Consider the following 25819-nt stretch of genomic DNA (forward strand, 5'->3'; position numbering starts at 1 on the left):
TTGATACACTGTCTGTCAAAAAGTCGAGTTAATTAAAGGATGAAATACTAGTGGAACAACCTCTGCACTCGGATTAATTATTGTTTTCTTTCCCCTAGCATTTATAAAAAAGATTTTTTCACTAGCAATATATGAAATCGTATCCTTTATCTGTTCTTTAGCTTTTTTGCATTTCTTTTTCAGCCACTTCTCTTCTATATTTTTGTCCTGCGTCCTATCCTTTTCATTCCGCTCCTTTAGTTGAATCGCCAGAATAATATCTTCGAGATTTATTATCAAATCCGCTAACTCTACTTCTGTTCCACCTGTAGGAGTAAATTTTAAATCTGCATACACAAGTTCTTTATAAAAATAATTTTCCGAAAAAGAACTCAACAACTTTTCTGAATTTGTCACTTATCCACCACCTATCTATTATCAGCAAGCCATCATCTATCAGCATTTCATATTTAGCAATAAAATAATAAGACTGAAATTTTTTAATCCACCGGCTTAATATACCTTCTTCTTTTTGTAGTTCCAATACAAGCTAATAACTCCATATTTACCAATTCATTTAATAACTGCCTTGTCCTAGGACCTTTTAAACCTATATTTTTTGCTACCTGCTCTGTACTATATTCAACTCCAGCATCCATATAGGCTAAAATCTGCTTCTGTCTTTCTGATAAATCTATTGCTTTAATTTTTTTTGAATCCGCTGATTTTTCTGCTGATTCTGCTGATTTTTCTGCTGATTCATCATCAGAATCCTTTTCCATCTTCATCACAAGTGTAACCTGATCAAGATTTGTGTCTTCTATCAATTCCGGTTTTATCCATCCTTCCGACTTCCACACATCAAGAATCGTTGGAAAACCCGAACCCGCATTATCACCAAATCCAACCAGTCTAAGCATAGTCTGCATATGTGGATTTCTTGATTTTGAATTACCACCTCGGTAAATATCTTCAAGTGGAAGTTTCAGAATCCCTGGGTTTGTAAATTCAAATGCATCAGACTTCTTTATTACCTTTAAAACTCCAGCATCCATCAAATAATCCGCATGTATAATCATATTTACAAAACCTTCTCTAACAGCCTTATGCACTGGCGTATCATCTATACGCTGCACGCCACCTTCCAATTTAAATGGCTTTTTTAAGTCCTCTGTAAGCTTCGGTGTTACTTTCGTAAAGAAATTAAATAGATTATTTTCCCATGTACCATCGTAAGTAATTCTGTCATTCCAACGAATATCTGCTGTTACCTGACTTTCATTTCGATAATCCATAAAAACATTATCAAAGCGTTCTCTAATAGCCTGTCCTGTTCCAAACATTAGTAGCCCTGCTAACGTTAATCCCTCTACACCAGTCCTCCTATCTTTTCTGTAACCGCCCAACTTTTCAAGAAAAGCCTTATCATCTAGAGCATTCCATACATGTCCATCATTTCTGATTTCAAAAATCTGACGATATTTTCTTAATGTTTCTTTATCTATATCATCCATTGTATAATACTCAATTATTTGATTATCATTGCCCACAGGATTTTGATCTCTTATCATCCCTCTAATCTCATGTTCTGTCGCATGGTAATCACCTTCATGATTTCTTTTATATGTTCCTTTATATGGATTTTCACCAACATATACCGGACGCATATTAAAATCAGCTCTAGGAACATGAATCACAATAAGTCTTATACTGCCATCTTCAACAATCTCTACATCATCATCTGTTAATAGATTTATATTCACCTTATTTCCATTAATTGTATTCCAAAAATCTTCTTTCTGCTTAGGTGCATCCTCTATTCCTTGTATTATAAATCGTTCCTTCGGATCAGTTTTGGTTTTATCTTCTTTCACTCCAAATATGATATATCCACCTTTGGTATTGGCAAATGCAGAATAGGACTCATACGCAGATTTTGGTACGCTTTTTTCTGCTTTTTTGCACTCTATATCAACTTTTTCACCTTGGTAAATAAGTTCTTTTAACTCCTGCATATTCATGTGCTGCACCTGCTTTCTTTATTATAATATATGGCTTTTTTACTATCTTCATTTTCACCATACCTATTATTAACGCCAATAGCTATGTAATATCTAATATTTTAACAGCAATAATTCTTTTAAATCTTTTATCATAAGTTCATATTTCCTTTTCAATGTATCAAAAAAGTATATGAATAAATCCAAATTCCAGCTGCTGCAACAAAAACAAGTAAAAATGTAGCTACATATAACCAATTAGTAAAATCTATACCAATAACTCCCATATTTTCAAATGAAATGGTTAAAACCCCTGCAAATGCAGAAAAAATAGTCAAGATAATACTATTTCTCTTTTTTTCTTTGCTGGTTTCTTTATCTATATATTCTTGATAAATATTCATCAGTTCTTCTATTTTTTCTTTATTATTTATTTGAAATTTACTTTCTAATACTTCGTCTAAAACCCCAATTTTTTTCTTATGTGAATCCACATATTTGTCCATACGATTCCTTTGATCTTTATTGTCTACACTTATAAGTATTACCATTGCAATTAATAAAATTATTATGCCAATACAGTACCATAATTGTTTAGGAAGTAATAACATTGTAAAAATAATCTCAGCACACGATATAAACATTGCAACAAGGCATGCAATAACTATCTTTTTTATTTTAGGTTCAAATCTATCAAATCCTTGATCTACATCTGAACACCTATTTTTAGCTTCTTGATAACATTTTAAAATATAGTATTCCATAATTTTTTCCTGTATGATGCACAAAAAGTTAATTTTTATGCATATCCTTCCTTTTATTTCTTCTCTCCATATGTTGCTGTACTTTCAGCAACCATCATGGGCGCATAATTTGATTGTTCATATGAGATTGATTTGTCTCGAAAGTTAACAACCTTTTCCTCGCCCATATCATTATTATCTGTCCAAAGTTCGCACTGTGTCATAACAGTCTGAACCGCATCCTCCATACCTTCAGGCGGATACTTATGCTTTTTCAGCAGTTTCTTTATGAGCATACGCATTTTTGCTCTTGCTGATTCTCGTTTCTGCCAATCAATTGTTTTATTTCTTCGGAGAGTGTCTGCAAGTTCTTTTGTAATTGCTATCAGTTCTTCATTTTCATAGAAATCCTTTATCGCCTGTGGCTTAGTTAATGCATCATAGAAGGCAAGCTCATCAGCAGTAAGCCCAAGCTGATCGCCTTCCTTCTTGGCTGCCGCAATCTGTTTCGCAAGATTCAGCATTTCTTCAATAACTTCTTCATTTGTCAACATACCATTAAGATATGCATTAAGCGAACGCTGCATAATTTCACTAAACTTCTCAGATTTAACTACATTAGTTCTGCGATATACTGAAACCTGTTCTGCAATCAACTTCTTAAGAAGTTCAACCGCAAGGTTCTTTTCTTTCATATTCGCAACTTCTTCGAGAAACTTCGGGTCAAACAGTGAAAATTCCTCTTTGATATCTGAGAAAAGATTAATAACTCCATCACTTTTGATACTCTGCTTTAAAAGCTCATTTATCCTTGCATTCATTTCTGGAAGAGAAATCTTCTTGCCAACTCCCGTATTTGTTAGTCTAAGAACGAGAACACGTACTGATTCAAAGAATGCTGCTTCAAATCGACTTTGTTCATCAACCAACGATGAACAAAGCGACAATGCCTGATGCAGCATAAGTGCTTCTTTAACAAATGCATCCTTGTCATCAACTTTCTCTCTGCCCATAATAAAGTTGACTGCACCACTAATAGTTTTTGCTCTTTCAAGATCCGTTCCACCTGTAAACTTCGAGTAATCATATCCGTGGAACACATCTCGGCAAACTGAAAGTTTTTCTAAGAACTTTGGATATGCAACCTTTGCAACATCAGTATCACCGTAATTCTTTTTATCACGAGAAGTATAATCATTCATTGCCTGTTTCAATGCAGAAGCAATTCCTACATAGTCTACAACAAGCCCTCCTTCTTTATCACGAAACACACGATTTACACGAGCTATAGCCTGCATAAGATTATGTCCGGACATTGGCTTATAGACATACATAGTTGCAAGCGAAGGAACATCGAAGCCTGTCAGCCACATATCAACGACAATTGCTATCTTCATAGGGCTTTTATTATCTTTAAATTTCTTAGCAAGTTCATCCTTATGATGTTTATTGCCAATAATTTTTCTCCATTCTTCCGGATCATTATTACCAGAAGTCATAACTACTCCAACCTTCTCAGTCCATGCAGGACGAAGTTCTAAGATACGCTTGTATATCTTCATTGCGATAGAACGAGAGTAAGCAACAATCATTGCCTTTCCTGTTAAAAGATTCTCTCTGTTATTCTCATAATGGTCAAGAATATCACAGACCAGTGAATTTATAGTATTATCATTGCCAAGAACAACTTCCATCTTACCAAGTTCACGCTTGCTTTTCTCAACTACTTCTCCATCAGCGTTTTCAGCCATAACATCATATTCGCTATCAATTAGCTTAAGAGTATCTTCATCAAGATTGAGCTTGATAACCCGGCTCTCGTAATAAACAGGTCTTGTTGCTCCATCTTCAACCGCCTGTGTCATATCATAAATATCAATATAATCACCAAACACTTCACGAGTACTGCGATCCTTTGATGAAATAGGAGTACCTGTAAATCCTATATATGTAGCATTAGGCAGCGTATTTCTGATAATTCGTGCTGTTCCAATTTTTATCTTACCAGTTTTAGCATCAACAGTTTCTGCCAGTCCATATTGTCCCCTGTGTGCTTCATCTGCCATAACTATAATGTTGTTTCGCTCCGACAATGCTTCGTGAGATTCTTTAAACTTCTGCATTGTAGTAAAGATGATTCCATTTGCCTGTCTTCCGGCAAGCAAAGACTTTAAGTTTTCTCTACTTTCAGCATGTACCGGCTCTTGTCTTAAAAACTCTTTACACTTTGCAAATTGTCCATAAAGCTGATCGTCAAGGTCGTTTCTATCAGTAATAACAACTATCGTTGGACAATCCAACGCTTCTTGCAATAAATGAGCATAGAACACCATAGACAGTGATTTGCCGCTGCCTTGGGTGTGCCAAAATACACCGCCCTTACCATCGGTAACGGTAGCGTGTTTTGTGGATTCAATCGCTTTTTTGACCGCAAAGTATTGATGATAACCAGCAAGTATCTTAAATGAATTGATACCCTCGTTAGAAAAGCAAATAAAGTTTTTGATTATATCAAGCAGTCGTGCCTTTCGGAACATCCCCTCAAAGAAGGTATCGAACTGTGCAAACTGTGTATTCTCATAATCTCCATCTTTCGTTTTCCATTCCATAAAGCGGTCTTCACCTGAAGTGATTGTACCTGCCTTAGATGTCAACTGGTCGCTCATAACGCAGATAGCATTATAAATAAACATAGATGGGATTTCCTGCATATAATTACGAAGCTGTCTGTATGCTTCGGAAGCATCCGTTTCTTCACGGGACGGAGATTTCAGCTCAACCAATACAACCGGCAAGCCGTTCAAAAAGAGAATTACATCGGGACGTTTATTGCTGTTCTCAATAAAAGTCCATTGGTTAGCAACGATAAAGGAGTTATTGTCGGGATTTTTATAGTCAACAAGATAGACGATAGAGGAACGCTCCTCGCCGTCAACAAAATATCTTACTGGGATACCGTTTTGTAGATAGTCCATAAATGCAGCATTTTTCTGCACAAGCTCTCCATTTTCAAAATTTTTAAGCTTAAATAAAACATCTTGAATGGCGTCACCGGGCAGACCGCTGTTCAAACGATACAGAGAATCAAGCAAAACATCCTCATATAGTGGATTGTAAAAATCTCTTTCTATATCCGGACCATAAACATATTCATAGCCTAAATCACTTCTAAATAACTCTATTACTGAATTTTCGTAATTAGCTTCCGTATAATTAGCTGACACTTTATTCACCTCTCTCCATTGCTGTAATAAAATCTTCAACCATTTGGTTTAATAATGTCACAATCTGTTCTGCCTTTTGCTTTGCAACATCCCTTGATTCATATTTTTTTAAATAATATCCTGTAATAGACATATTTATTTTACTGAGTATTGGATTACGCTTATACCAATCAACAGTAAAATGTTCTTTTATTATGTTTAATACTTCCTTAACATCTTCTTCTCCAATAATACCTTTAAATCGATCATCAAAATTGTCAAGAATGTATTGTTCCAGTTCCGGTTGTTTTACCCCTATATCCTGCTTACTGCTTGCAGACTCTTCTTCATATTTTGTAAAATCTGTAACAGGATTAACCAGATTACGATTCGCATATTTTATGTAGCTTAGTTGATGCTCTAATTCAGGAAACAGAGTAGCCTCATTTATGTTATACAGATCTAGTTCCTTTAAAATATTTTCTTTATCTTCTCCTGAAATATAAAAACACGTATCGCTAAATTCTTCTTTTAATTTTCCCTTCGCTTTTGATATAACAGAATTCTTGAGCTCATTCTCTTTATTAAAAGAAAAAAGGCTTGTCAGTAAAAATACTCCACTTTGCTTTCTCAATCTTTCATTTGTATAAGTTGGCATTACCATGTAATTATTTTGTATTATTTTTACAAACTCTCCGTAATTTACTAACCAATTATTCTTTGTTCTTTCGTTTATAATCTGATCATGATATAGTCTTTCAAGAACATCAGACAAAGTATTTTCTTTTTCCAAATCATAACTCGCCAAAGCAGACACGATTTGAATTTCAATATCTGTAGGTTGAGATGAGTAGTATTTGTCCGTGTAATAAATCACTCCATATGGTTCTTTTTCCTCTTCTCCATCTTCTGTAACATATTTTACTGCACCATGCTTTTTACATGCAAAGTAGAGGGCAACTAGCGGATTAGTAGTCAAATCCAAAAGACGAGTACACATCCCATAATGCTGGTACTTCGTCATAATATCAAACATCGAATTCAAGTCCCTAAATTCTGTTGGTGACTTCTGCAATGGTATCTGCATCAATTTATGTTCAATGCTTAACATATCATCTCTAAATATACTCGGCTCAATATCCCAGAATTCAGTCTCCTGACCTCTGAAATATAATTCAGTAGAAGTTCCGTCTTGAGCTTCCTTAGTCTCTTTTACCTGTTTTATCATTTCAATAAAAGAACTAACCGAATCAATCAATGTTATATTAGATTCATCAATTTCTTTATATGCCACTTTATCTACTCCTTTGCAAACTAAACGATTATCCTTTGAAGTGTTTTGGCTAGCAGTGCACCACCTGCCAAATTTGCGCTCATAGTATATAAAATTTCAAAAATTACACATACAAATTCTTTGACTTCCCATGGCGTCATCTCCCTTCGCTTTTATCACTATCTTGACAACAGATACAGTAAATAAGACTACAAGCGATGAAATAGCAATTAGTGCAACTAACTCTTGCACTGCAAGCCAAAACACTTCAAGTATGGTAAACAATAATTTACTTGAGCAAGTGCTTGCCATATATCGTCATCGTTTCGTAGATACCTCAAACGAATTGAGACAAACTTGTCGTGCTGACGAATATTTTGATATTTCCATTGGTAAAACTCCTCCGAGAAAAGAGCCACAATGGTTTAGCACTAATCCCAATGATGTTACTTGGGTATCTATTTCCGATATGGGTACTTGTGGTTTATACATTAGCGAAAGCTCCGAACAACTTACAAGAGAAGCTGTTGACCGTCATAATGTCAAAATCGTACCCGATAATACCATTTTGCTTAGCTTCAAATTGACGGTTGGTAGAATTGCAATAACAGACGGCGAAATGACCAGCAACGAAGCCATTGCACATTTCAAAACAAGCAAAAAAGAAATCAACGAATATTTGTATTGCTATCTGAAATGCTTTAATTATCAAACAATGGGAAGCACATCATCAATCGCCACTGCTGTGAATTCAAAAATCATTAAGGGTATGCCTTTCGTAGTACCTACCAATGAAGAAATAACTGAATTTCACAATTTAGCAGCTCCCATGTTTACAAAAATCAAGGCAAATCAAGCTGAAATAAGCAACTTGACAAAGCTTCGTGATACTCTTTTACCTAAGTTGATGTCTGGTGAGCTTGATGTCTCTGAAATCGACCTTTAAGCCGCTAAATTATTGTTTATTTCTTCATTTTCTTCAATTTTAGTATCAATAGAATTTAGTATCTCAACTATTTTCCTTTGAGTTTCTATCTTTGGTAGCATAAGCGGTATCTGTTCGATAACATTTCTTTTGGCAATATTTACTTGTACAGAACCACTTGAACGTGAAACAATAGCATTGTATCCATCTCTTGATGTAAAGAAATATTTCAAATACAATGGCAATATCTTTTTTTGATCTACTCTTAATAGCAGAAGTGCTTGGCTAATAATCCCCTTAGGATCATCACTTCTGATAATAGAAACTTTTCCTACTGTCCCTGAACAACTTATTATTAAGTCATCAGTATTTACCTGAAATCGCTTCATCTCATTGAACTTTTGCTCATCAATATAATATCTAAAATATCTACTATTATAGATAGCATGTTGTTGTTCATATACTGGTATACCATTATCTTTCATATCACATCTTTTGAGTGCTGATCCAAATGGCCCTCTTATATAGCCTTTATCTACTAAAACTTCAGAAAGATGTGTATTGTTCCATTCAGCCATATTCGTTTTCCTCTCTATCCTATATATTTTCGATGAGCAATTTTCACATTACTCTGTTTAACCATTGCATATTGCAAAGTTGTATCTATCTTCCTATGCCCTAAGAGCTGTTGTAACTGCTCAATCGGCATTCCTTTATCTATCGCCATAGTTGCAAGGGTACGCCTGAATTTGTGTGGGTGTACCTTGTTAATTCCTAATTGCCTTCCAAATTCTCTAAGGCGAACCTCAACGCCGCCAATTTTCAACCTTTCATGTGGTGCTTTCAGCGATACAAACAATGCTGAATTATTGTCCATCCTGCTCTCCAAATAGTTCTGCAAATGTATCTTTGTGCGAGCGTCAAAATAGACCACTCGTTCCTTACTGCCTTTACCGAAAACAATACATTCTCTTTCATTGAAATCAATATCATTTCGGTTAAGCAGTACCATTTCGCCAACACGCATACCCGTTGAAGCCAGCATATCAATCATTGCCAAATCTCTCGGCTCGGTGCAGTTATCTCTCATAAGCTCCAACGCTTCATCGGAGTATGTTTCTTTAATGTTCGTGCCGGTTTTTACTCTGTGTATGCGTCTAACTGGGCTTTTCAATATGTAATCCTCATCCTCCAACCAAGAGAAAAAGCTGGACAGAATACGGCGGATATTATCTATAGTAACCTTACTTGACTTCTTCTTTTCCTGATATTCCGTCAGGTATCCTCTGATGTCGTCTGTAACTATGTGTTTAACATCTTTTTGAAGTTCACAAAGCATAGCTTCGATAGTAGCCTTGTAGTATTTAAGAGATTTCTCGGAGCAGCCCTCGACTCGCTTCGCCGAAAGGAACAATTCTACATAGTTCTGCTCCGAGTATTTCTCTTTGCTTTGATTTTCCGTCACCTCATACTTTGCAAGTGTGTATTGCAACACCTCTTGCAATTTTTCATTTTGTGCGTTGTTCAGGTAAGGCAACATTCCCTGAATAACATCTTTGATTAAATCTTGTTTCACAGTCAATTCTCCTTTGAAATATTCTTAGAGACCGACTATGGGGCGGAAGTCCCCCGATATTAACTTCCGCCACCCACGGAAGTTATGGGATATGTTATGATATTGTCAATATTGGTTGACACATTTATCTCAAAGATATCATTTCCTATGCAGCCAGGCCCAGAGATTGGTAGTATCTCTGACGCTTAATCATAGGAGGAAGCCCACCGTTGGCAGAGCAGATCCTCCTGTTGTTCCAGTAACTGATGAAATATCTCCAAATAAGAACTCTCAGCTCATCCGTGGTCAGGCTTTCCGTATTGTAGCGGTCATAGAGAAGCTCGCTTTTCATTCTGGCCCACATGCTTTCACATCGAGCATTATCGTGGCACCTGCCACCATCACTGTTCATGCTTTGTATAATGCCATATTTAGAAAGCGCCTGACGGTAGGTTTCACTGGTATATTGTCTTCCTCTGTCGGAGTGCACAATGGCACCTCGCAGATCAGGATGCGCCAGATAGGCATTATCCAGTGTATGCTCACACAGAGTTGCCTTCATGTTTGTTTCCATTGCCAGTCCCAGAACGCTGGAATCAAAGCAGTCGAAGATGGCTGAAACATACAGTTTTCCATCTTTTGCCTTGATTTCTGTGATATCAGTTACGCATTTTTCAAGTGGCTTATCAGCCTTGAACTCTCTCTTCAGAAGATCATCTGACTTACGTGCTTCCCGATCAGCCTTGCTAATGCCATTTGGCTTGCGCTTTGGCCGATGGACAAGTCCTATTTCATCCATAACCCTGTAAACGGTTCGTTCACTGGGGATCTTGATTCCCGTCGGATTCTTAAGGAGCAGTGCTTGGTACATGCGAATACGTCCATAGGTATCATTGCATTCATCCTCAGCATGGATCACTCTCATGGCATCAGCAAGATCCTGATATTTCCAAGGGCGATCTTTAATAGCAAGATATTTGTAGAAACCCTGGCGGCTGACGCCAAGCATCCGGCAATAGAATGAGAGTTTTCCCTTAATCACGCCGTCTTTCGTTTTTATGGCAATGAACATCATTCTTTGGTTCTTGCTGACTTCCGACGGCTGGCTGCGAAAAAAGCGCTTGCTTCCTCGAGAAATTCATTTTCCTCTTTCAGACGCCGGATTTCTTTGTCCTGATCTTTAACGCGTTTGCGGAGCATGGCAAGCTCCTCAGCAAGACTCATCGCGCTTTCCGGAGTATGTGCACCGTCGCCAATATCCAATGTGCCTGCTCTAACTGCTTTCAGCCATGTGTGGATGGTTCCTTCTGGGATACCTAATTCTTTGGCTGCCTTAGCACCGCCGATTTCTTTGGCAAGTTTGACAGCCTGGATCTTATATTCCTGGTCGTATTTACGTTGGGTTCGTGACATTGAGAGTTCCTCCTTATTCTCTTTTATTATACATGAATTCCTTGAGAATAAGGTGTCAACTTTATTTATACAACATCATTATAAACAATAATTTAGTGGCTTAATCTTTGAGTTTGTTATATTGCTTTTTCCAAGCTCTTGACGGCTTTTTGCATATACAATCCGCAGAGGAAAAAGCACAGATGTTTGGTAAGCCGTTATTTCCGCATATATCCGGATTGTTGGCTCTGCAACCATAGGTCTGTTGTTCGGTATCTTGTAGGTTAAGTGGTGCATTAAATGGTATCGAGAGGTCTTTCTTATTCATAATCTACCTCCGACATATCAATTTCACTGTTCATCAACTTAGGAAGCAAAGTATCTCTTGTTGCGGCAAGTTTTTTATTCTCTATTCGATTTGATATAATCATATCATAGATAGGCTGAAGCAAAGCACCTATGCGGTTATAGTCAGCTTCATTTGGAATAAGAACTTCTGCTTTTGCAAGCTCATCTCGTTTAATATGACCCATTGTCGTGGCTTTATCGGCGGCAACAGCCACAAAGCGGTCAAGGTGGTGCTTTGTCCAAGCATAATAAAACCATTTATCATATTTGCTTGATGTGACCTTGAATAAATGTTGATTCAAACCGCATATACCGCCACACCAAAGGTCAACCAATAAGCTACCCGACCAAGAAAAAATAACATCGCCATCGTGAATGATATAATCGGATTTAATACTTGGAGAGCATAACTCGCTATTATCATCACAACACCCTTGACGAAGTTCCTTGATTTTAAGAACCGGAATGCCGCTTTCGTCAGCGGTTGGACGATATTTTTGCATAGCAAGACCATTTAGATAGTTTGCAATGTCTATCAAACTGGCTTGTTTCCAGCCTTCGGGTAGCGTATCAAGCGATAAAAACTCATTTGCGAATATCGCCTGAGCTTGCTGCTCTAAATTATTGTTTATCTCATTATTAAGCTTTATCTTATCATCAAAAGTCTTTAGCACCCCTCCTATCTTTCTTTGTTCCTCAATAGGTGGCAATTCAACATCTAAATTAGCAACAACATCAGTCTGAACTCTTTGCCGACCAGATGAACCTACCATAGATTTAATAGCCGGATTGCGAACCAATGGACTACATATCAAATAGTACAAGAAATCAGCATCACTTACATCATCAATAGCTCGAAAGACAATGTATTCCGTTGATCCAAAGCCTATTTCATCAGTACTCAAAATTGAAACTTTTGCAATTTTTCCGTTTTCAAGACAAGGAGTAATTCTTGCCATAATCGTATCACCATTTCTAAATTTTGTGCCACCCTTATATTCCTCAAACACAAATTCTGGAATATCTCTACAAAATGGCTGCAATTTATCCATTGGCACTTTCTTTGCAACAACGCCCTTACCAATACTCTCTCTTGGATTGATATAAGTGATTTCTGATAGCTTTTTCGTAGTCCAATTATACTTCATACCCAATCGCCCCCAGTTTCCTACGAATTTCTTCTTCCAACTCATGAGACTTTGCAAACATATCTGAAAGCTCTGATGTAAGGCGTGTCATCTTTTCTTCAAATGTTTCTCCGTCATCCGGGGCTTCTTCAATACCAACATATCTACCTGGTGTCAAAATAAAGTCCTGCTTTTCGATTTCTTTAAGGTCTGCTACAGCACAGAATCCTTTCACATTTTCAAGCGTACCATCTTGAAATGATGTAAATGTATCAGACAATTTCTGAATATCTTCATCCGTAAAATCTCTGTGCTTGCGGTCAACCATATAACCCATCTTCCGGGCATCTATAAATAAGGTTTTACCTTTCTGCTTTTTATTCTTAGAAATAAACCAAAGTGTAACCGGAATTGTAACGCTGTAGAATAACTGTGTAGGCAGTGCAACAATCCCCTCTACAAGGTCCGCCTGAATAATGTTCTTTCTGATTTCTCCCTCACCACTAGACTGAGATGATAAAGCTCCATTAGCAAGCACAAGACCTATTTTTCCATTTGGTGCAAGATGATGTATCATATGCTGAATCCACGCATAGTTGGCATTTCCTGCTGGCGGCGTTCCATATTTCCACCTAACATCATCTTTTAACTTGTCTTGTCCCCAGTTTGAAAGATTGAATGGCGGATTTGCCATAATAAAATCAGCTTTAAGCGTTTTATGTAAATCATTGAAAAATGTATCTGCCTGATAAGGTCCAAAATCTGCATCGATACCGCGAATAGCCATATTCATCTTTGCCATCTTCCAAGTATCAGCGTTAGACTCCTGACCATAAACAGCGATTTCTCCACGTTTGCCACTGTGTGCCTGGATAAATTTTGCACTCTGAACAAACATACCACCCGAACCACAGCATGGGTCATATACACGACAGTTTTTGAATGGTTTCAAAATAGCAACGATTGTTTTAACAATACTTGCAGGCGTATAGAACTCGCCACCCTTAACACCTTCGTATGCTGCAAACTGTTGAATACAATACTCGTATGTTCTGCCAAGAAGATCTTTGCTTTCTTCTGTATCGCCCATATCCATATTGGTGAAAAGATCCACAACCTCTCCTAATACTCGCTTATCCAAATCTGGACTTGCATAATTCTTTGGAAGCACATTTTTAAGAGTTGTATTTTCTTTTTCAATAGCTCTCATTGCATTATCGATAACAATACCAATTTCCGAAGCATGTGCCGCAGAAGCAATCTTGCTCCAACGGGCATCCTCTGGTACAAAGAAAATATTATCTTCTGCATATGCATCCTTATCATCTTCAAAACCATCGCCCTCTTCAACGAGCTGTTCATATCGTTTTTCAAATGCACTTGATATGTAACGCAGAAAAATAAGTCCTACGATAACCTTCCTGTATTCTGCTGCCGGAATGTGTCCCCAAAGAACACAAGCTGCATCCCAAATTTGTTTTTCAAAGCCAATGTTAGCATTATTTTGAACTGCCATTTATAAATTCCTTTCTATATCTATTAGTAACTTGCTATATTTATCTGCACATGCTTCTCCATTTCGCAATATCACTCTCGTTCTATTTCCACAATATCATCAAAGCCACATTTCAATTCAACACATATCCTAGCCAGTATATCTAACGATACCTGTTGGTCATTATTCATTTTTGTAAATGTACTTGGTGCTATTTGTGTTTTCTTTCTTAATTCCGTTTTTGTCATATCCCTATCAATTAACAACTTCCATAAAGGTTTATAAGTTATTTTCACTTGATTCTCTGACATGTTATTTCCTCCGATTATCACGTCAAATTGTCCTTGTATCTTGATTTTTATTATATCATCAGTTTTTCGCTTATGCAATTGCAAATTTTGAGTTCTCGAAATCATGCACGTATAGTATTATCCATAAAAAATTGAGCAGAAGGAATCATCTCCCTCTGCCCCTATTCCACATCTTATCTTCTGCTTTATCTTTGCCAGCATCTCTATCGACACTCTCATCATAAATTCTCTGAAACTCCTCATAAAGCTCATCTCCAGCCAGCTTTATCTCCAGCCTTTTCATTACTTCCGAGAACAACCTTATGCTGCCGCCTACATCAGCAATATTAAACCCGAATATATCAGCCTTAACAGAATCACTGACATTCTCATAACCACCACGCTCTGATATTCTCCTGACAATCCATCCAACTTCGTTCACAGACTCTTTTTCTTCATATTCTACCAATTCACTTTTACCTGTTTCATCAGTTATACCTTCGTCCATTCTTGCCACATTCTCATCAAACAGATTGTGAACCTTTGACATTTCTGTTCCTTCTAAATCTATCTGTTGTTTACCTGCAACATTAATTTGCTCCTCTTGTCCATTTCCATCATTATGGCTATTAGCAGGCTGATTCATTACAACAACATCTTTCTCCGGCTCAACAACCGCTTCCGTTGTTCTCTCAACCAGCATATCCTCTTCTATCCCCGGTATCTCAATCTCCTTATCCCCAACAATCTCATCATCCTCCGACACCGCATAATAAGCCGTATACAAATCCTCTTTCATAATACCTTCCACAAGCTGTAACTGCCTCTTAACATTCCTTTTCTCCTGCTTCAGCTCATCCAGTTCTTCCTGTGCTCCAATATGCCACTCCTGATACTCACGATACTGCTCATCTGTCTTAATCTTTCGTTTCCTGCTTGAGTTTTCCTTATAAATCTCTTGCTGTCTGTCATCAATCTGCTGCATCTTTTCTTTCTGCTCACTTCTGAAATCTACAAGTCCAACAACATCCCTGATATCATTATTTACCAATAACAGGTATTCGTCCTGCAGCTGATGAAACCTTTTCAAATCTTCTGTATATTTTGCTCCACCAACAACAAATCTTTTCTGCTCCACAATCCTCAATCTGTATAGCTTTGCATAAAACTGCTTCTGATATGGTGACAGCTTCGCTCTGTGCAATCCTCTGATATCAGACGAATAAAAGTGAGGCATTCTCATCCATGGCATATCTACATGATGTCGTAACTTATCCTCTGCAAACATTTCATCCATCTTTGCCAGACTGTGATAATATCGAAATCCCGGTGCCTGCACCTCCATCCAGACACCTTTCTTGAATACATACCCTAGACTCTTCATAAGATATTGAAAATGCTCCACATTGCCTGCCGAATACGCACACATCTTTGCATCCTGAAGAATAATCTCCTTCATGGACATTTCCTTTTCCCACTTATTCCTGCTGATATTCTTTGGATGTCTGCTATACTCTGCAGGCATTACTGAAAGTCCAAGCTCATCACAATATTTATTCGTAATCGGCTGCAAATGATTCTTCCAGTTACCTTTCGGCGAATTATACTTTTTCCCTGTTGTCAGGCTGACACTGTTCCATATCAGATGCCCATGCATGTGCTCCCTGTCAGTATGAACCGCATACACAGCCTCATAATCATCCCCTAACACCTCCTTTGCAAAATGTTCCAGCACATACATCGCCTGCTCTGCAGTTACCTTTTCCTCTGGTGAGAAAGATATAATCACATGATAGCCCTGCCTGTTACCAGTCTTATGGAATATATTCTTTGTTTCCGCCATCTGCTCAAATGCTGTATCTGGCAGGCAGTTGATACCGCCTACCAATACGCATTCTTCTGTCTTATCTGGATTTTGGATATAATTCAGTGCATTTTCCAGATGTGATGCTGGATTTCTGCCTTTGGATTCCTTGATATTTAAGATCTTTGTAATCGCCATATTTCCAGCACCTCCCCAAATGTTTTCTTTACATCATCCAGACTGTCCTGCAGTCTGTCTATATCCCTGAAATAAATATCCCCTTTTACATTTGCAAGTTTTGCCATCTGGTTAATATTATTAGCAATACCCGCAACAATCCGTATTATTCTTGCCCTGTCATCTGGATAGCTGTTGTCAATGTTGCCGCCTGTCCTAATTAATTCTCTGATATATGCGCTCATCGTCATTCCCGTCCGCTTGAGTGCTTCATTTAATATATCCATATCTTTCTCTGACAGTTTCACAGACACCTTGTAATCTTTCCTTTCAGATTTGTATCTTCTCTTTCCATCTGCCATAATGCCATCCCCTTTCGTATATAAAAATTTCTGTATTAAACCAATTTCTTTTTATCTGTACCATTGCTTCTTCATCCTTTCTAAAAGTTCTGCTTATAGGTTTTGCAAGATGCGGAAAAGGTCGGACCTTTTCCCGAAAAAATATAAACGCCATTAGCGTTTACATCTTTTCCGTCTTGGCAGGAGCTCCTGCACCCGATATATGATATGTGGTGGTTAAAGTTCCACCACAATTACGGATATGGTGTTTTTTATGCCACCACTTTGTGCAAAAAACACTGTATTTTACCACCACAATATTATCGAGCTTAAATATTCATAATAAAAACCACCTCTTTGTTCCACCACATTTCAAAAGTGGTGGCACTTTTTGCCACCATTTTGCAGTTTTGGGGGCACTTTCTTCCAACACACTTTTTTCATCTCGATTTGAGTGGCGGCGCTTTTTGCCGTCACTTTGCCATTTTGGTGGCGCTTTCTGCCACCACTTTCATATTTTGACGGCACTTTCCGCCCCCACTCGCTGTTTTCTCCTATTTAACTATCTCTTTTACCATTGCATCCGCTTCCGATATCACATTTTCTGCTACCTCTGCATCCTCTTTCAGCAATCTATTTGTTTCCGGCTGTATATCCACTTCAGCCTGTTCACTTATCACAGAATCCTCAACTGCAGCTTCATAATCCTTTTCTTCTGCAACCTTACTCCGGTTACGCTCCGACTCATAATCCGGATTGTAATAATCTTCGTAACCATAGATTTTCTGTTCAAAGTACTTCCTTGGACATTTGCCCCGCATGGTGAAATAACCTTTTGCCTCAAGCTCTGCATTATATTCCTTTATAATTGCATATGCCTTTGTCATCCCAATACCAAGCATCTGACTTATCTCACCTGCATCTATAAATGCTTCCTTTATACCTTTCATACAGCTCCTCCTTTCGTAAATTGTTATCTTAAGTACGTTTTTCATAAATCAGCTATCCTATTCTTTATTTAATCCGTACTTTTAATTCGTGTTTATAATAATATTCTTTTCAAAATATGTCAATAGAATTTTTAAACAATACGCACTTGCAATTCGTTTTAGCTTATGATAAAGTATTCTTACAATCATATAAAAGTCACTTGCTGATACGCATTTCATCGATTATCAGATGATTACGCATTTTAGCAACGGACTATTTCATAATAAGGATGGTGAACAAAATGGCTTACTCTGATTCCATTAAACTGAATATGTCTTCTCCTGAAGAAATCGGAAAGGCAATACAGAAACGGCGCAGAGCACAAAAGATTACACAGAAAGAGTTCGCACAGCGGCTGGGTAAATCAGAACGTACTATTCAGAAATATGAATCTGGTGAAATACTGATGAAGATAGATGTTGTAAAGCAGATTGCTAATGAACTGAATATTCCTTGGCAGGAGCTTTTATCATCAGAAGATACCAATATTTCTGATGATAATACTACATCTGAATATCCTGCCTGTGAATTTAATACAATGTCAGATGTTATCAATGCTCTGTTTGCCATAACAGAACTTACAGATTTTTCATTTGAACTTACTAACACTAAACCGCCTGAAAGCCCTGAATGGACTGCTGGTATCAGTGTTAATGGCAAGGGCAGTGGAAAATATGATGCAGATTTCTGTCTCTTTATGGAAAGCTGGATAGAAAAACAGCATATGCTACAGGCTGGAAGAATCACTCAGGAAAAGTTTGATTCGTGGAAAGCTGATATGTTAGCATATTACAAAGATACTCATCTTGACAGATAAGCTTACACATTTGAAAATGAAATAGACCAAAGATTCATTACTTGCGTAAAAAGAGCTCCGGCACAAACCTTCTCACAAAAGGAAATACCGAAGCTTATGTAAGTGACTTACCCGAAGGCTTTATAATCACCCTAGACAAGTAGATTATATCATAGCCTTTGGATGAATGCACAACAATTTTTACAAAAGGAGATGATATTTATGCCAGCATACAAAGATAATAATACTGGTAACTGGTTCGTCAAGTTCTATTATACGGACTGGCAGGGAATCAAACAACAAAAGAGGAAAAGAGGTTTCGCCACCAAAAAGGAAGCCTTGGCATTTGAAAGAGATTTCTTAGAAAAACAATCTGCTAACCCAGATATGACTCTGCAGAATCTCTACGAACTTTATATGGAAGATATGACAGCAAGATTGAAGCCTTCCACAATTCTGACAAAGAAAAACATTTACAGGACTCACATTTTCCCATTCTTTGGCAAGAAGCCTGTAAATGAAATAAAGGCATCAGATGTGAGGCGATGGCAGAATCAGCTAATGAATTCACCTAAAGAATACTCGAAAACTTATCTTAAGACAATCAATAATCAGCTTACATGTCTCATCAATTATGCCAAACGCTTTTACGACCTTAACACTAATCCATGTGGCAAGGCTGGAAGCATCGGTCAGGCAAAAGCTGATGAAATGGACTACTGGACTTACGATGAGTATATCGCATTCCGAGAAGGTGTGAGGGATAAGCCACTTTCCTATCTCTGCTTTGAAGTCCTGTATTGGACAGGTATAAGAGAAGGTGAGCTGTTGGCACTGACATCTGCTGATATCGACTTTGTTAACAAGCTTATTGATATCAATAAGACGTACCAGAGGCTTCAGGGCAAGGATGTCATCACAACTCCCAAAACGAGAAAGAGCAAACGAAAGGTTCCGATTCCAGACTTTCTGTGTGACGAGCTAAGGGAATTTATCTCAACCAGATATATGATTGCTCCTGATGAGAGACTTTTCCCTATAACAAAATCCTATCTCTCGCACGAAATGATAAGAGGCTGCAAAAACACAGGTGTGAAAAAGATACGAATTCATGACATTCGTCACTCACACGCCAGCCTGCTCATAAATCAGGGTTGTGATGCATTAATCCTCGCAGACAGGCTTGGACACGAGAAAGTATCTACAACACTGAACACATACTCCCATCTGTTTCCACATAAGCAGCAGGAGCTCGTGAACAATCTGGAGCAACTGGCAGCTGCAGCAAGTGTTACACCAACACCAGAACCACCAGATGGAAATCTATTACTTGAAGCAGCAAATCTTCCATATGGTCCAGCACCATTAACAAAAAATAAGACATCTGCCAAAATAATACAGATGCCTCAAAGAAAAATAATTTAACACAAACCTACACTAATTTGCCACCAAAACGATGTGATACGGAGTACTTGCTATTAGTAGCAAAATAGTAGCAGAGCAAAATAAAAAGTCCTGGAAGCCGCTTATTCAGCGGGTTCCAAGACTTGTGGCTCTTATTCAAACTCTTGGGCGGAGAGATTAATTTGGTTGTTTCTCGGTACACATTTGTGTGTTTTATTCTTCATATTCATCATATTTTGCATTTTTGTGTACCTCACCCAGAATTTTTAGAGCCAAAATGGAGCCAATTATAATCCAACAAATACATGATGTAATTATGCATTCACATATCAAAAATGCTTAGCTGTGTTTCTTTTAATGAACCAACTTTTCTGATAGTAATTTTGTCATCTTCTTGGACTTGACCACATAGAAGTGGCGATAAAGGATCATATTTAGCAGCATTTGTTTCTACACTTTTCGAACTATAGTTTGCATAACAATATGCACATCCATTTTTACATGTATTATAAGTACCTATTTCAACACTTTCAACACATCCACATTCTATACGCTGATTCTTATCTTTTTCGACATTTAATTTGCATCCAATAATCTTTTCAATCAATTCTCTATCTATGCAGGAATTATGAACTATACCACATTCATCTAAGTCTATTTTTTCCGCGCAACTTCCAAGCTTTATATTATTATCTGCTGCTATCTTGCTTAATTCCTTAGCAAATTCTCTCAACTCATAATCGCTTAATTCATAACTTAACAGCCCATCCATATTTTTCTTATTCTTAGGATAAATATCCACAAAGCTAATCACACATTTTTCTGTATATCCGCTTAATACCTCTGCAATACTCTTAAATGCTTTTATGTGATATTCTTTCGTATATCTATCCGAAAAGAATATAGGATCATATCTCCAAACAACTCTTTGCTTACCTATTTTATCAGACAACTTTTGAAATATTGGAATCATGGTAGTTTTTTTATTAGGTAAATTTGCCTCAACATCATTTCCATACCCAGTTAATGTAAATTGAAAATAATAACTATAGTCTTTTATCTCATCAAGTCTTTTCATCATTGGCAAAGGGTTCTTTGTCCAAAACACAATACAATCTACAATATCTGGTGTTATTTTTATTTCGCTTATCTGATGAGCATTCATCGGATTACGAACATATAGAAATCCCTCTTTTATTCTATTGTAGAACCATTCCGAATAATAATTAGGAATATCTGTTCTTCTACTCACACTTAATATCATCTAGCTCATCCTTTCAAACATAATTACCTGATATCTAATATGCTTTACTCTTAAAATAGGCCATCTGCTTAAATATTTCTGACAATCAGATTGACAATTCATTTCTTGAATCTTATAATTCACACATTCCATATTTAGATTTGTCACAAACTGTAATGCACCTTGCGGATACTGAAAATCATTATCTAATGATACAATGCCATCATTGCAATCATAATATGCATATCGATTATACGGCCATTTGGTATAGAAACCATTTTTACTTATTGCTTCAATTAAGCATTTTGTTTTTTGCATATCTCTATCCATACTCCCCTGATCTTCCCTAAGAGATATACAAACAAAAAATCTATTTTTTTGTATCTTCTTTGACGAAAAGCTATTTGCCATAGCATTCAGTTCACTATCAGAGAACTCGCTAATTGACTTTGGGAAAAAATACACATCGGAGATAAATTGACTATTATTTGTGAAAATATCAGCTGCATTTCCAATTAAATAATGTACTTCATCATTTTGCCTTTGGGGAATTTTGTAGTTCCAGTCAATTATATCTATTCCAACATATCTTATGCTACAATCCATTTTACTCTTCATTTCTAATGCATGTATCAATGACCAATAATCTATCATCGATCCACATCCTACCGATGTTACCGAAATATGATTAGTATCATCTATCTGAGATAATACATCCAGATACATTCTACTATATTCAAATGCATAAGCAAATGCATATCTTAATAAGTATAACTGCTGAATATTTATATCTGTGTAATCAGGAATTGCTCCTGCTTCAAAATTTAATTCTTTAAATTTACATAAGCATACATCATTATCAACATAACTTTGCAAATCTTCATATATTCCTTGCAAATATTGTGTTATATCAATCATAGAAATCCCTCCTTAACTCCATATATACAATTACAGATATCATTTTATATACTGATACTTGTTTATATTATACAATATCCAACAAAAAATAGCCATTACAATCAACTCTCATACCTAAAAACTCCCTAGCCATCATTTCCGCCGTAGCCCGGTTATACCCCTTTTTCAGATACCCCTGCACAATCGTCCCAAACATTCCCTTAACCATATCATCCTCAATATCACAATATGCCTGCATCTCACCAGACAAAGCCATTACCACATACTCTATTGGCTTGTTATCCAACAACCTATGCAACTTCGCCAGTGACTGCTCCGTTGTCCTCAGAGCAGCCTCCACTTCTTCACACTTTATCCGTAACATATTTCCATCTGTAAACCACACCTCAACATAGCCGTTATCCATTTTATAAGCACATTCCACGATATTATCCATTCGATTATCTTTCATCTCATCAATCCATCCTTCCAATTATCTTGTCCCATAAGACCTGTCATACCGCCTTATCTGCTGCTCTGTACGCTCCTGTTCCTTTACCTTACGAATAATCGTATCAATCTGCTCTGCACCGGCATATCTCTTCACACGCTCCAGATCATCAGCCTTTTCCTGCAACAGCTCTGTCTTATCACTCATATTCTTAATCTTGCCCTTGTAAAACTCCACATCATCTGACAATCTCTTCTTTTCCTTTTGAAGCTGTATTACTTCCTCTTTTAGCCTTACACACTGGATTGTCAGATTCTTTATCAGTGTTTTAAGCTTATTCACAAATGGCATGACTACCTTATCCCGAAATGACTTAGCACTTGCAAATGCTCCCGGCTCCGGCAACTGCCATTCCGGTGCTTCATCATACTTCCTTACATCACGCTGCAATAATTGCTCCGACTGCACCATCTGCTCTATATGGCTCTTAAGCTCATTCTGTTGCTTTTCAAGTTGAACATTATTCTGTTGCAAATCATTGTATTTCTGTCTTAATACCTGATTATCAGATTTCAATGAATCATTCCTTTGCTCCAGAGTGTGATTGTCAGCAGATAACTGATCATTCACATTCTTCAATTTACTATTCTTATATTGTAAATCTTCATTCCTTTGTTCCAGTTCTTCATTATCTGTCTGCAACTGTAGCTGCTTCTGCTTCAAATCATGATTTTCCATGCGAAGTCTGTCCTTGCGACTTTCAAGCCTTGTATTCTCCATCCTCAAATTCTGATTACCTGCAAGCAGTACTTCCTTCTCTTGTTGTGCTATAGTTCTCTCTTCATTTGCCTTCTGTATAGCTTCCTCAGCCAGTTCCTTTTCTATAGTAACATTTTGCAATTCCTGTTTCTTTACAGAAACCGCTTCCCCAAGCTGTAAAACCACCGAAGATATTTCCTGTTTTTGGCTATCCAGCTCAGCTACTTCTTTTGCTCGCTCTTTCTTTTCAAATTCAAGCACCGACAAATGCTTCTCATGTGTTCCCTTTTTCAGCCATTCCACACCATATCGCTCCATGACTGTAGCAAGTTCCTGCTTCTCTGATGCAATCCATTGATTTAATTCTGTTGCACCCCTTGTACCACCAGCAAATCCTTCTGCCGCTAGTGCAGATTTTAATGATACCCTTGTATCAAGTCCTCGCTTACTTCCTGTAATATATGGTACAAAATCAATGTGCAGATGCGGTGTTTCTTCATCCATATGCAAATGTGCCGCGAATACATACAAGTACGGATTTCTGGCTTGGAACTCATCCATAAATTCCGTTAAAATCTTTTTTGCCAACACTCCGTCCTCACTTTTGGCATTCATATCATCCTTGTTTCCAATCTGAAATATTACTTCATGAAACAACTTTTCCTGCTTGCCTCGTCTGATTTTCTCATAGTAATCATCAATCACACGATCTTTCCGTTTCTGTTTTGCATTATATCGTTCCAATGCCTCATCAAACAGCTTATGATAAACTTGTTTAATATCTTCCTGACAAAATTCCACATTATCAGCACTTCTGTTTTTATCTACATTCTTAGCTGTAAATGCTCTGGTATTATGGTTCACAGAACCTTTTCCGATCATTGCACTTATCGTTCTCTCCATAGGCAATCTTCCCCTTTCTTTTATCTGTCATATTAGCGCCGGATATCGGCATAGAGCGAGGTTTCCTCGCTCTGGCTTTGTTACTTTCGTCGAAAGTAACGCAAAAGCACTTTTGACAGCTGTCGCCATCAAAAATGCAACCTAACAAGTCAGGTTTTGCGCCCTGCCGGGAGCTTTTCTGCCTGCGGCAGTCAGTGTACACAAGCCTCCACTGTGTCAAGCACACCACATTTTCCTTATCGATTCTAACGGAAGCGTGACACGCAGCCGTTATATATGTTTAAGAAAAAACTACCACCGGAAGCTCTCCGGCACACCTCGTCTATCCAAATATTCCTTTCGAGCCTTTTCCTTTTCTTCTTCCGTTGGTGCAGTCTTATATTTTGTATATAATTCTCTCATTACCATTGCATCCAGTTTCTTCTCTAGTCCCTGTTTTATCTGAGGCAACATTTTCTCCTGTTCCAACATAAAATATCTCATTATCGCAACGAAAAGTTCTTCTGAAATCTGTACATTTTTCATATCAATCCACCATTCCTTTCCTAACTCGTTCAAGACCGCAACACTGCAAAGTCTATATGCTTTGCAACCTTGCAAAGTTTATCTCCGCAATTTCTATATAGCCTGCAATGTTGCGTTCTTACCCTATCTCTGTTTTACTGTATCCAGTTCCCAATACCACGAGTTATTGATTTTCTTTGCCCGGATGCCCAATTCTTTCTTTGCATTTTCCATTGTTCTCTTTGAAATGCCCTGTTCATCAGCCATTTCAAAAACTTCATTACTCTGCACCATATTAGTTGTTTCTGCCAATTCACGAAGCATTTGCTTTGCCTGTTCCAGCTTATTTGCCTTTGGTGCAATACCGCCAAGTACTTCATCTGCGGTAATCTCATAATCTCCCAACCAATGAAAGCCCATTTCTGATAGCATAAATGCCTTTGGATGTCCAAATGCCGCAAGATTATTCTTTATCTGAACAACTGCTCTTGTATTAGGTTCTCCCTCTATTCTGCCGACCAGAAGCACACTCCTCGCCACAGCAAAGAAGTCAATGGAACCCATGCCCCTGTATGCTGCTTTATTCCCCGATGCCTTATTCATATGACCAATAAGAAGAATTGCACACTGGTATTTCTCTGCTAATGCTCCCAGCTTCTTTGTCATATCTCTTGCCTCATTTGCCCGGTTCATATCCATACCACCACCGAGATACGCCTGTATCGGGTCTAATATCAATACTTTTGCCTCAGTCTTAGCAAGCGCCTCTTCCAGTCTTTCATCTGCCATAGATAAAGATTTATCACTTTCATCAATAACCAGTATCTTTTCACAGTCCGCCCCGGCAAGTTCAAGCCTCGGCTTTACTGTATCTGCCATTCCATCCTCTGCTGTCTGATAAATGACATTTACCGGTTCCTGCACATTCATATCTCTGTCGAGACTTTCTCCCTTTAACAGCTTTGCTGCTATATTTAACACCAATGTAGTCTTTCCATCACCCGGATCTCCCTGAATAATTGTCAGCTTCCCATATGGTATAAACGGATACCACAGCCATTTCACTTCCTGTGTCTCAACCTCCGACATCCGTATCATCTTTAATTCTGTCTTTTGTCCATCCATAAAAGTCCTCCACCTTCACATCTTTTATTTGCTACTAAGAAGAACCTCTGTTATACTCTAATTGTATTTACATTGGTAACAGAGGTTTTCTTTTG

25 protein-coding genes are annotated in these 25819 nt (G+C 37.6%); 3 read left to right on the forward strand and 22 right to left on the reverse strand.

Annotated features, from left to right (window positions below; all coding sequences use genetic code 11):
* Positions 1-15: 15 nt before the first annotated feature.
* The 5 genes from DXA60_RS16460 to DXA60_RS16480 all read right to left on the reverse strand — a co-directional run bounded on the left by DXA60_RS16460 (position 16) and on the right by DXA60_RS16480 (position 7219).
* Positions 16-396 (reverse strand): hypothetical protein, encoded by a 381-nt coding sequence (locus tag DXA60_RS16460; protein WP_117922397.1) that lies wholly within the window; start codon positions 394-396, stop codon positions 16-18.
* 83 nt (positions 397-479) lie between these two features.
* Positions 480-2000 carry an RNA-binding domain-containing protein gene (locus tag DXA60_RS16465; protein ID WP_243006929.1) on the reverse strand — a complete coding sequence of 507 codons (1521 nt, stop codon included), beginning with the start codon at positions 1998-2000 and terminating at the stop codon, positions 480-482.
* A gap of 152 nt (positions 2001-2152) precedes the next feature.
* Positions 2153-2743 (reverse strand): hypothetical protein, encoded by a 591-nt coding sequence (locus DXA60_RS16470; protein WP_117922398.1) that lies wholly within the window; start codon positions 2741-2743, stop codon positions 2153-2155.
* Between the two features lie 53 nt (positions 2744-2796).
* Positions 2797-5946: a type I restriction endonuclease subunit R gene (locus tag DXA60_RS16475; RefSeq protein WP_117922422.1), complete on the reverse strand. Its 3150-nt coding sequence runs from the start codon at positions 5944-5946 to the stop codon at positions 2797-2799.
* A gap of 1 nt (position 5947) precedes the next feature.
* Positions 5948-7219: an FRG domain-containing protein gene (locus DXA60_RS16480; RefSeq protein ID WP_117922399.1), complete on the reverse strand. Its 1272-nt coding sequence runs from the start codon at positions 7217-7219 to the stop codon at positions 5948-5950.
* A 253-nt stretch (positions 7220-7472) separates the two neighbouring features.
* Between DXA60_RS16480 and DXA60_RS16485 the strand changes: the two genes are divergently transcribed.
* Positions 7473-8144: a restriction endonuclease subunit S gene (locus tag DXA60_RS16485; RefSeq protein ID WP_243006930.1), complete on the forward strand. Its 672-nt coding sequence runs from the start codon at positions 7473-7475 to the stop codon at positions 8142-8144.
* Here DXA60_RS16485 and DXA60_RS16490 read toward each other — a convergent pair.
* The 11 genes from DXA60_RS16490 to DXA60_RS16550 form a co-directional block, all read right to left on the reverse strand.
* Positions 8141-8701, reverse strand: a complete 561-nt coding sequence (locus tag DXA60_RS16490; protein WP_117922400.1) for a restriction endonuclease subunit S — start codon at positions 8699-8701, stop codon at positions 8141-8143. The two genes, DXA60_RS16485 and DXA60_RS16490, sit on opposite strands and share 4 nt — an antisense overlap.
* Positions 8702-8715: 14 nt before the next feature.
* Complete coding sequence (xerA, locus tag DXA60_RS16495; RefSeq protein ID WP_117922401.1) at positions 8716-9699, reverse strand: site-specific tyrosine recombinase/integron integrase; 984 nt, start codon at positions 9697-9699, stop codon at positions 8716-8718.
* A gap of 145 nt (positions 9700-9844) precedes the next feature.
* Entirely contained in the window at positions 9845-10753 is a 909-nt protein-coding gene (locus tag DXA60_RS16500) for an IS3 family transposase (protein ID WP_117922402.1), read from the reverse strand.
* Positions 10750-11091: a transposase gene (locus tag DXA60_RS16505; protein WP_006855988.1), complete on the reverse strand. Its 342-nt coding sequence runs from the start codon at positions 11089-11091 to the stop codon at positions 10750-10752. Before DXA60_RS16505 ends, DXA60_RS16500 begins: the two co-directional genes overlap by 4 nt.
* A 100-nt stretch (positions 11092-11191) precedes the next feature.
* Positions 11192-11398 carry a hypothetical protein gene (locus tag DXA60_RS16510; protein WP_117922403.1) on the reverse strand — a complete coding sequence of 69 codons (207 nt, stop codon included), beginning with the start codon at positions 11396-11398 and terminating at the stop codon, positions 11192-11194.
* Entirely contained in the window at positions 11391-12566 is a 1176-nt protein-coding gene (locus DXA60_RS16515) for a restriction endonuclease subunit S (RefSeq protein ID WP_117922404.1), read from the reverse strand. The genes DXA60_RS16510 and DXA60_RS16515 overlap by 8 nt, the downstream gene beginning before the upstream one ends.
* Entirely contained in the window at positions 12556-14061 is a 1506-nt protein-coding gene (locus DXA60_RS16520; protein WP_117922405.1) for a type I restriction-modification system subunit M, read from the reverse strand. Before DXA60_RS16520 ends, DXA60_RS16515 begins: the two co-directional genes overlap by 11 nt.
* Before the next feature lie 71 nt (positions 14062-14132).
* Positions 14133-14336 (reverse strand): helix-turn-helix transcriptional regulator, encoded by a 204-nt coding sequence (locus DXA60_RS16525; RefSeq protein ID WP_330418451.1) that lies wholly within the window; start codon positions 14334-14336, stop codon positions 14133-14135.
* 160 nt (positions 14337-14496) lie between these two features.
* Positions 14497-16332, reverse strand: coding sequence for a relaxase/mobilization nuclease domain-containing protein (locus DXA60_RS16530; RefSeq protein WP_117922407.1), 1836 nt, complete (start codon positions 16330-16332; stop codon positions 14497-14499).
* On the reverse strand, positions 16311-16673 hold the full coding sequence (locus DXA60_RS16535; protein ID WP_117922408.1) for a plasmid mobilization protein: 363 nt from the start codon (positions 16671-16673) through the stop codon (positions 16311-16313). The genes DXA60_RS16530 and DXA60_RS16535 overlap by 22 nt, the downstream gene beginning before the upstream one ends.
* A 533-nt stretch (positions 16674-17206) precedes the next feature.
* Positions 17207-17602, reverse strand: coding sequence for a hypothetical protein (locus tag DXA60_RS16550; protein WP_117922410.1), 396 nt, complete (start codon positions 17600-17602; stop codon positions 17207-17209).
* Between the two features lie 311 nt (positions 17603-17913).
* Here DXA60_RS16550 and DXA60_RS16555 point away from each other — a divergent pair, with 311 nt between their 5' ends.
* Positions 17914-18459, forward strand: a complete 546-nt coding sequence (locus DXA60_RS16555) for a helix-turn-helix domain-containing protein (RefSeq protein WP_243006932.1) — start codon at positions 17914-17916, stop codon at positions 18457-18459.
* Positions 18460-18660: 201 nt separating this feature from the next.
* Positions 18661-19863 carry a site-specific integrase gene (locus tag DXA60_RS16560; RefSeq protein ID WP_117922412.1) on the forward strand — a complete coding sequence of 401 codons (1203 nt, stop codon included), beginning with the start codon at positions 18661-18663 and terminating at the stop codon, positions 19861-19863.
* A 301-nt stretch (positions 19864-20164) separates the two neighbouring features.
* Here the strand turns inward: DXA60_RS16560 and DXA60_RS16565 are convergent, their stop codons facing one another.
* From DXA60_RS16565 to DXA60_RS16590, 6 genes are all read right to left on the reverse strand, one after another.
* A complete protein-coding gene (locus tag DXA60_RS16565) occupies positions 20165-21106 on the reverse strand; it encodes a DUF1848 domain-containing protein (RefSeq protein ID WP_117922413.1) in 942 nt (313 codons plus the stop codon).
* Entirely contained in the window at positions 21107-22003 is an 897-nt protein-coding gene (locus DXA60_RS16570; protein ID WP_117922414.1) for a hypothetical protein, read from the reverse strand. It lies immediately after the preceding gene.
* Between the two features lie 67 nt (positions 22004-22070).
* On the reverse strand, positions 22071-22454 hold the full coding sequence (locus tag DXA60_RS16575) for a DUF6061 family protein (RefSeq protein WP_117922424.1): 384 nt from the start codon (positions 22452-22454) through the stop codon (positions 22071-22073).
* Between the two features lie 21 nt (positions 22455-22475).
* A complete protein-coding gene (locus tag DXA60_RS16580) occupies positions 22476-24095 on the reverse strand; it encodes a plasmid recombination protein (protein WP_117922415.1) in 1620 nt (539 codons plus the stop codon).
* A 291-nt stretch (positions 24096-24386) separates the two neighbouring features.
* Positions 24387-24620, reverse strand: a complete 234-nt coding sequence (locus DXA60_RS16585; protein ID WP_117922425.1) for a complexin-2 — start codon at positions 24618-24620, stop codon at positions 24387-24389.
* Between the two features lie 123 nt (positions 24621-24743).
* Positions 24744-25724, reverse strand: coding sequence for an AAA family ATPase (locus DXA60_RS16590; RefSeq protein ID WP_117922416.1), 981 nt, complete (start codon positions 25722-25724; stop codon positions 24744-24746).
* Positions 25725-25819: the final 95 nt, after the last annotated feature.

Origin of the sequence: Roseburia sp. OF03-24 (assembly GCF_003463035.1) — a bacterium.
Taxonomy (GTDB): domain Bacteria; phylum Bacillota; class Clostridia; order Lachnospirales; family Lachnospiraceae; genus Roseburia; species Roseburia rectibacter.

Excerpts from the sequence above, each read along its gene's own strand:
- DXA60_RS16580 (WP_117922415.1), bottom strand. The coding sequence starts at position 24,095 with ATGGAGAGAACGATAAGTGCAATGATCGGAAAAGGTTCTGTGAACCAT.
- DXA60_RS16515 (WP_117922404.1), bottom strand. The coding sequence starts at position 12,566 with ATGAAGTATAATTGGACTACGAAAAAGCTATCAGAAATCACTTATATC.
- DXA60_RS16510 (WP_117922403.1), bottom strand. The coding sequence starts at position 11,398 with ATGAATAAGAAAGACCTCTCGATACCATTTAATGCACCACTTAACCTA.
- DXA60_RS16575 (WP_117922424.1), bottom strand. The coding sequence starts at position 22,454 with ATGAAAGATAATCGAATGGATAATATCGTGGAATGTGCTTATAAAATG.
- DXA60_RS16550 (WP_117922410.1), bottom strand. The coding sequence starts at position 17,602 with ATGAAAGGTATAAAGGAAGCATTTATAGATGCAGGTGAGATAAGTCAG.
- DXA60_RS16465 (WP_243006929.1), bottom strand. The coding sequence starts at position 2,000 with ATGAATATGCAGGAGTTAAAAGAACTTATTTACCAAGGTGAAAAAGTT.
- DXA60_RS16590 (WP_117922416.1), bottom strand. The coding sequence starts at position 25,724 with ATGGATGGACAAAAGACAGAATTAAAGATGATACGGATGTCGGAGGTT.
- DXA60_RS16535 (WP_117922408.1), bottom strand. The coding sequence starts at position 16,673 with ATGGCAGATGGAAAGAGAAGATACAAATCTGAAAGGAAAGATTACAAG.
- DXA60_RS16490 (WP_117922400.1), bottom strand. The coding sequence starts at position 8,701 with ATGGCTGAATGGAACAATACACATCTTTCTGAAGTTTTAGTAGATAAA.
- DXA60_RS16505 (WP_006855988.1), bottom strand. The coding sequence starts at position 11,091 with ATGTCACGAACCCAACGTAAATACGACCAGGAATATAAGATCCAGGCT.
- DXA60_RS16500 (WP_117922402.1), bottom strand. The coding sequence starts at position 10,753 with ATGATGTTCATTGCCATAAAAACGAAAGACGGCGTGATTAAGGGAAAA.
- DXA60_RS16555 (WP_243006932.1), top strand. The coding sequence starts at position 17,914 with ATGTCTTCTCCTGAAGAAATCGGAAAGGCAATACAGAAACGGCGCAGA.
- DXA60_RS16530 (WP_117922407.1), bottom strand. The coding sequence starts at position 16,332 with ATGGCGATTACAAAGATCTTAAATATCAAGGAATCCAAAGGCAGAAAT.
- DXA60_RS16560 (WP_117922412.1), top strand. The coding sequence starts at position 18,661 with ATGCCAGCATACAAAGATAATAATACTGGTAACTGGTTCGTCAAGTTC.
- DXA60_RS16570 (WP_117922414.1), bottom strand. The coding sequence starts at position 22,003 with ATGATTGATATAACACAATATTTGCAAGGAATATATGAAGATTTGCAA.
- DXA60_RS16470 (WP_117922398.1), bottom strand. The coding sequence starts at position 2,743 with ATGGAATACTATATTTTAAAATGTTATCAAGAAGCTAAAAATAGGTGT.
- DXA60_RS16585 (WP_117922425.1), bottom strand. The coding sequence starts at position 24,620 with ATGAAAAATGTACAGATTTCAGAAGAACTTTTCGTTGCGATAATGAGA.
- DXA60_RS16485 (WP_243006930.1), top strand. The coding sequence starts at position 7,473 with ATGGTAAACAATAATTTACTTGAGCAAGTGCTTGCCATATATCGTCAT.
- DXA60_RS16565 (WP_117922413.1), bottom strand. The coding sequence starts at position 21,106 with ATGATATTAAGTGTGAGTAGAAGAACAGATATTCCTAATTATTATTCG.
- DXA60_RS16520 (WP_117922405.1), bottom strand. The coding sequence starts at position 14,061 with ATGGCAGTTCAAAATAATGCTAACATTGGCTTTGAAAAACAAATTTGG.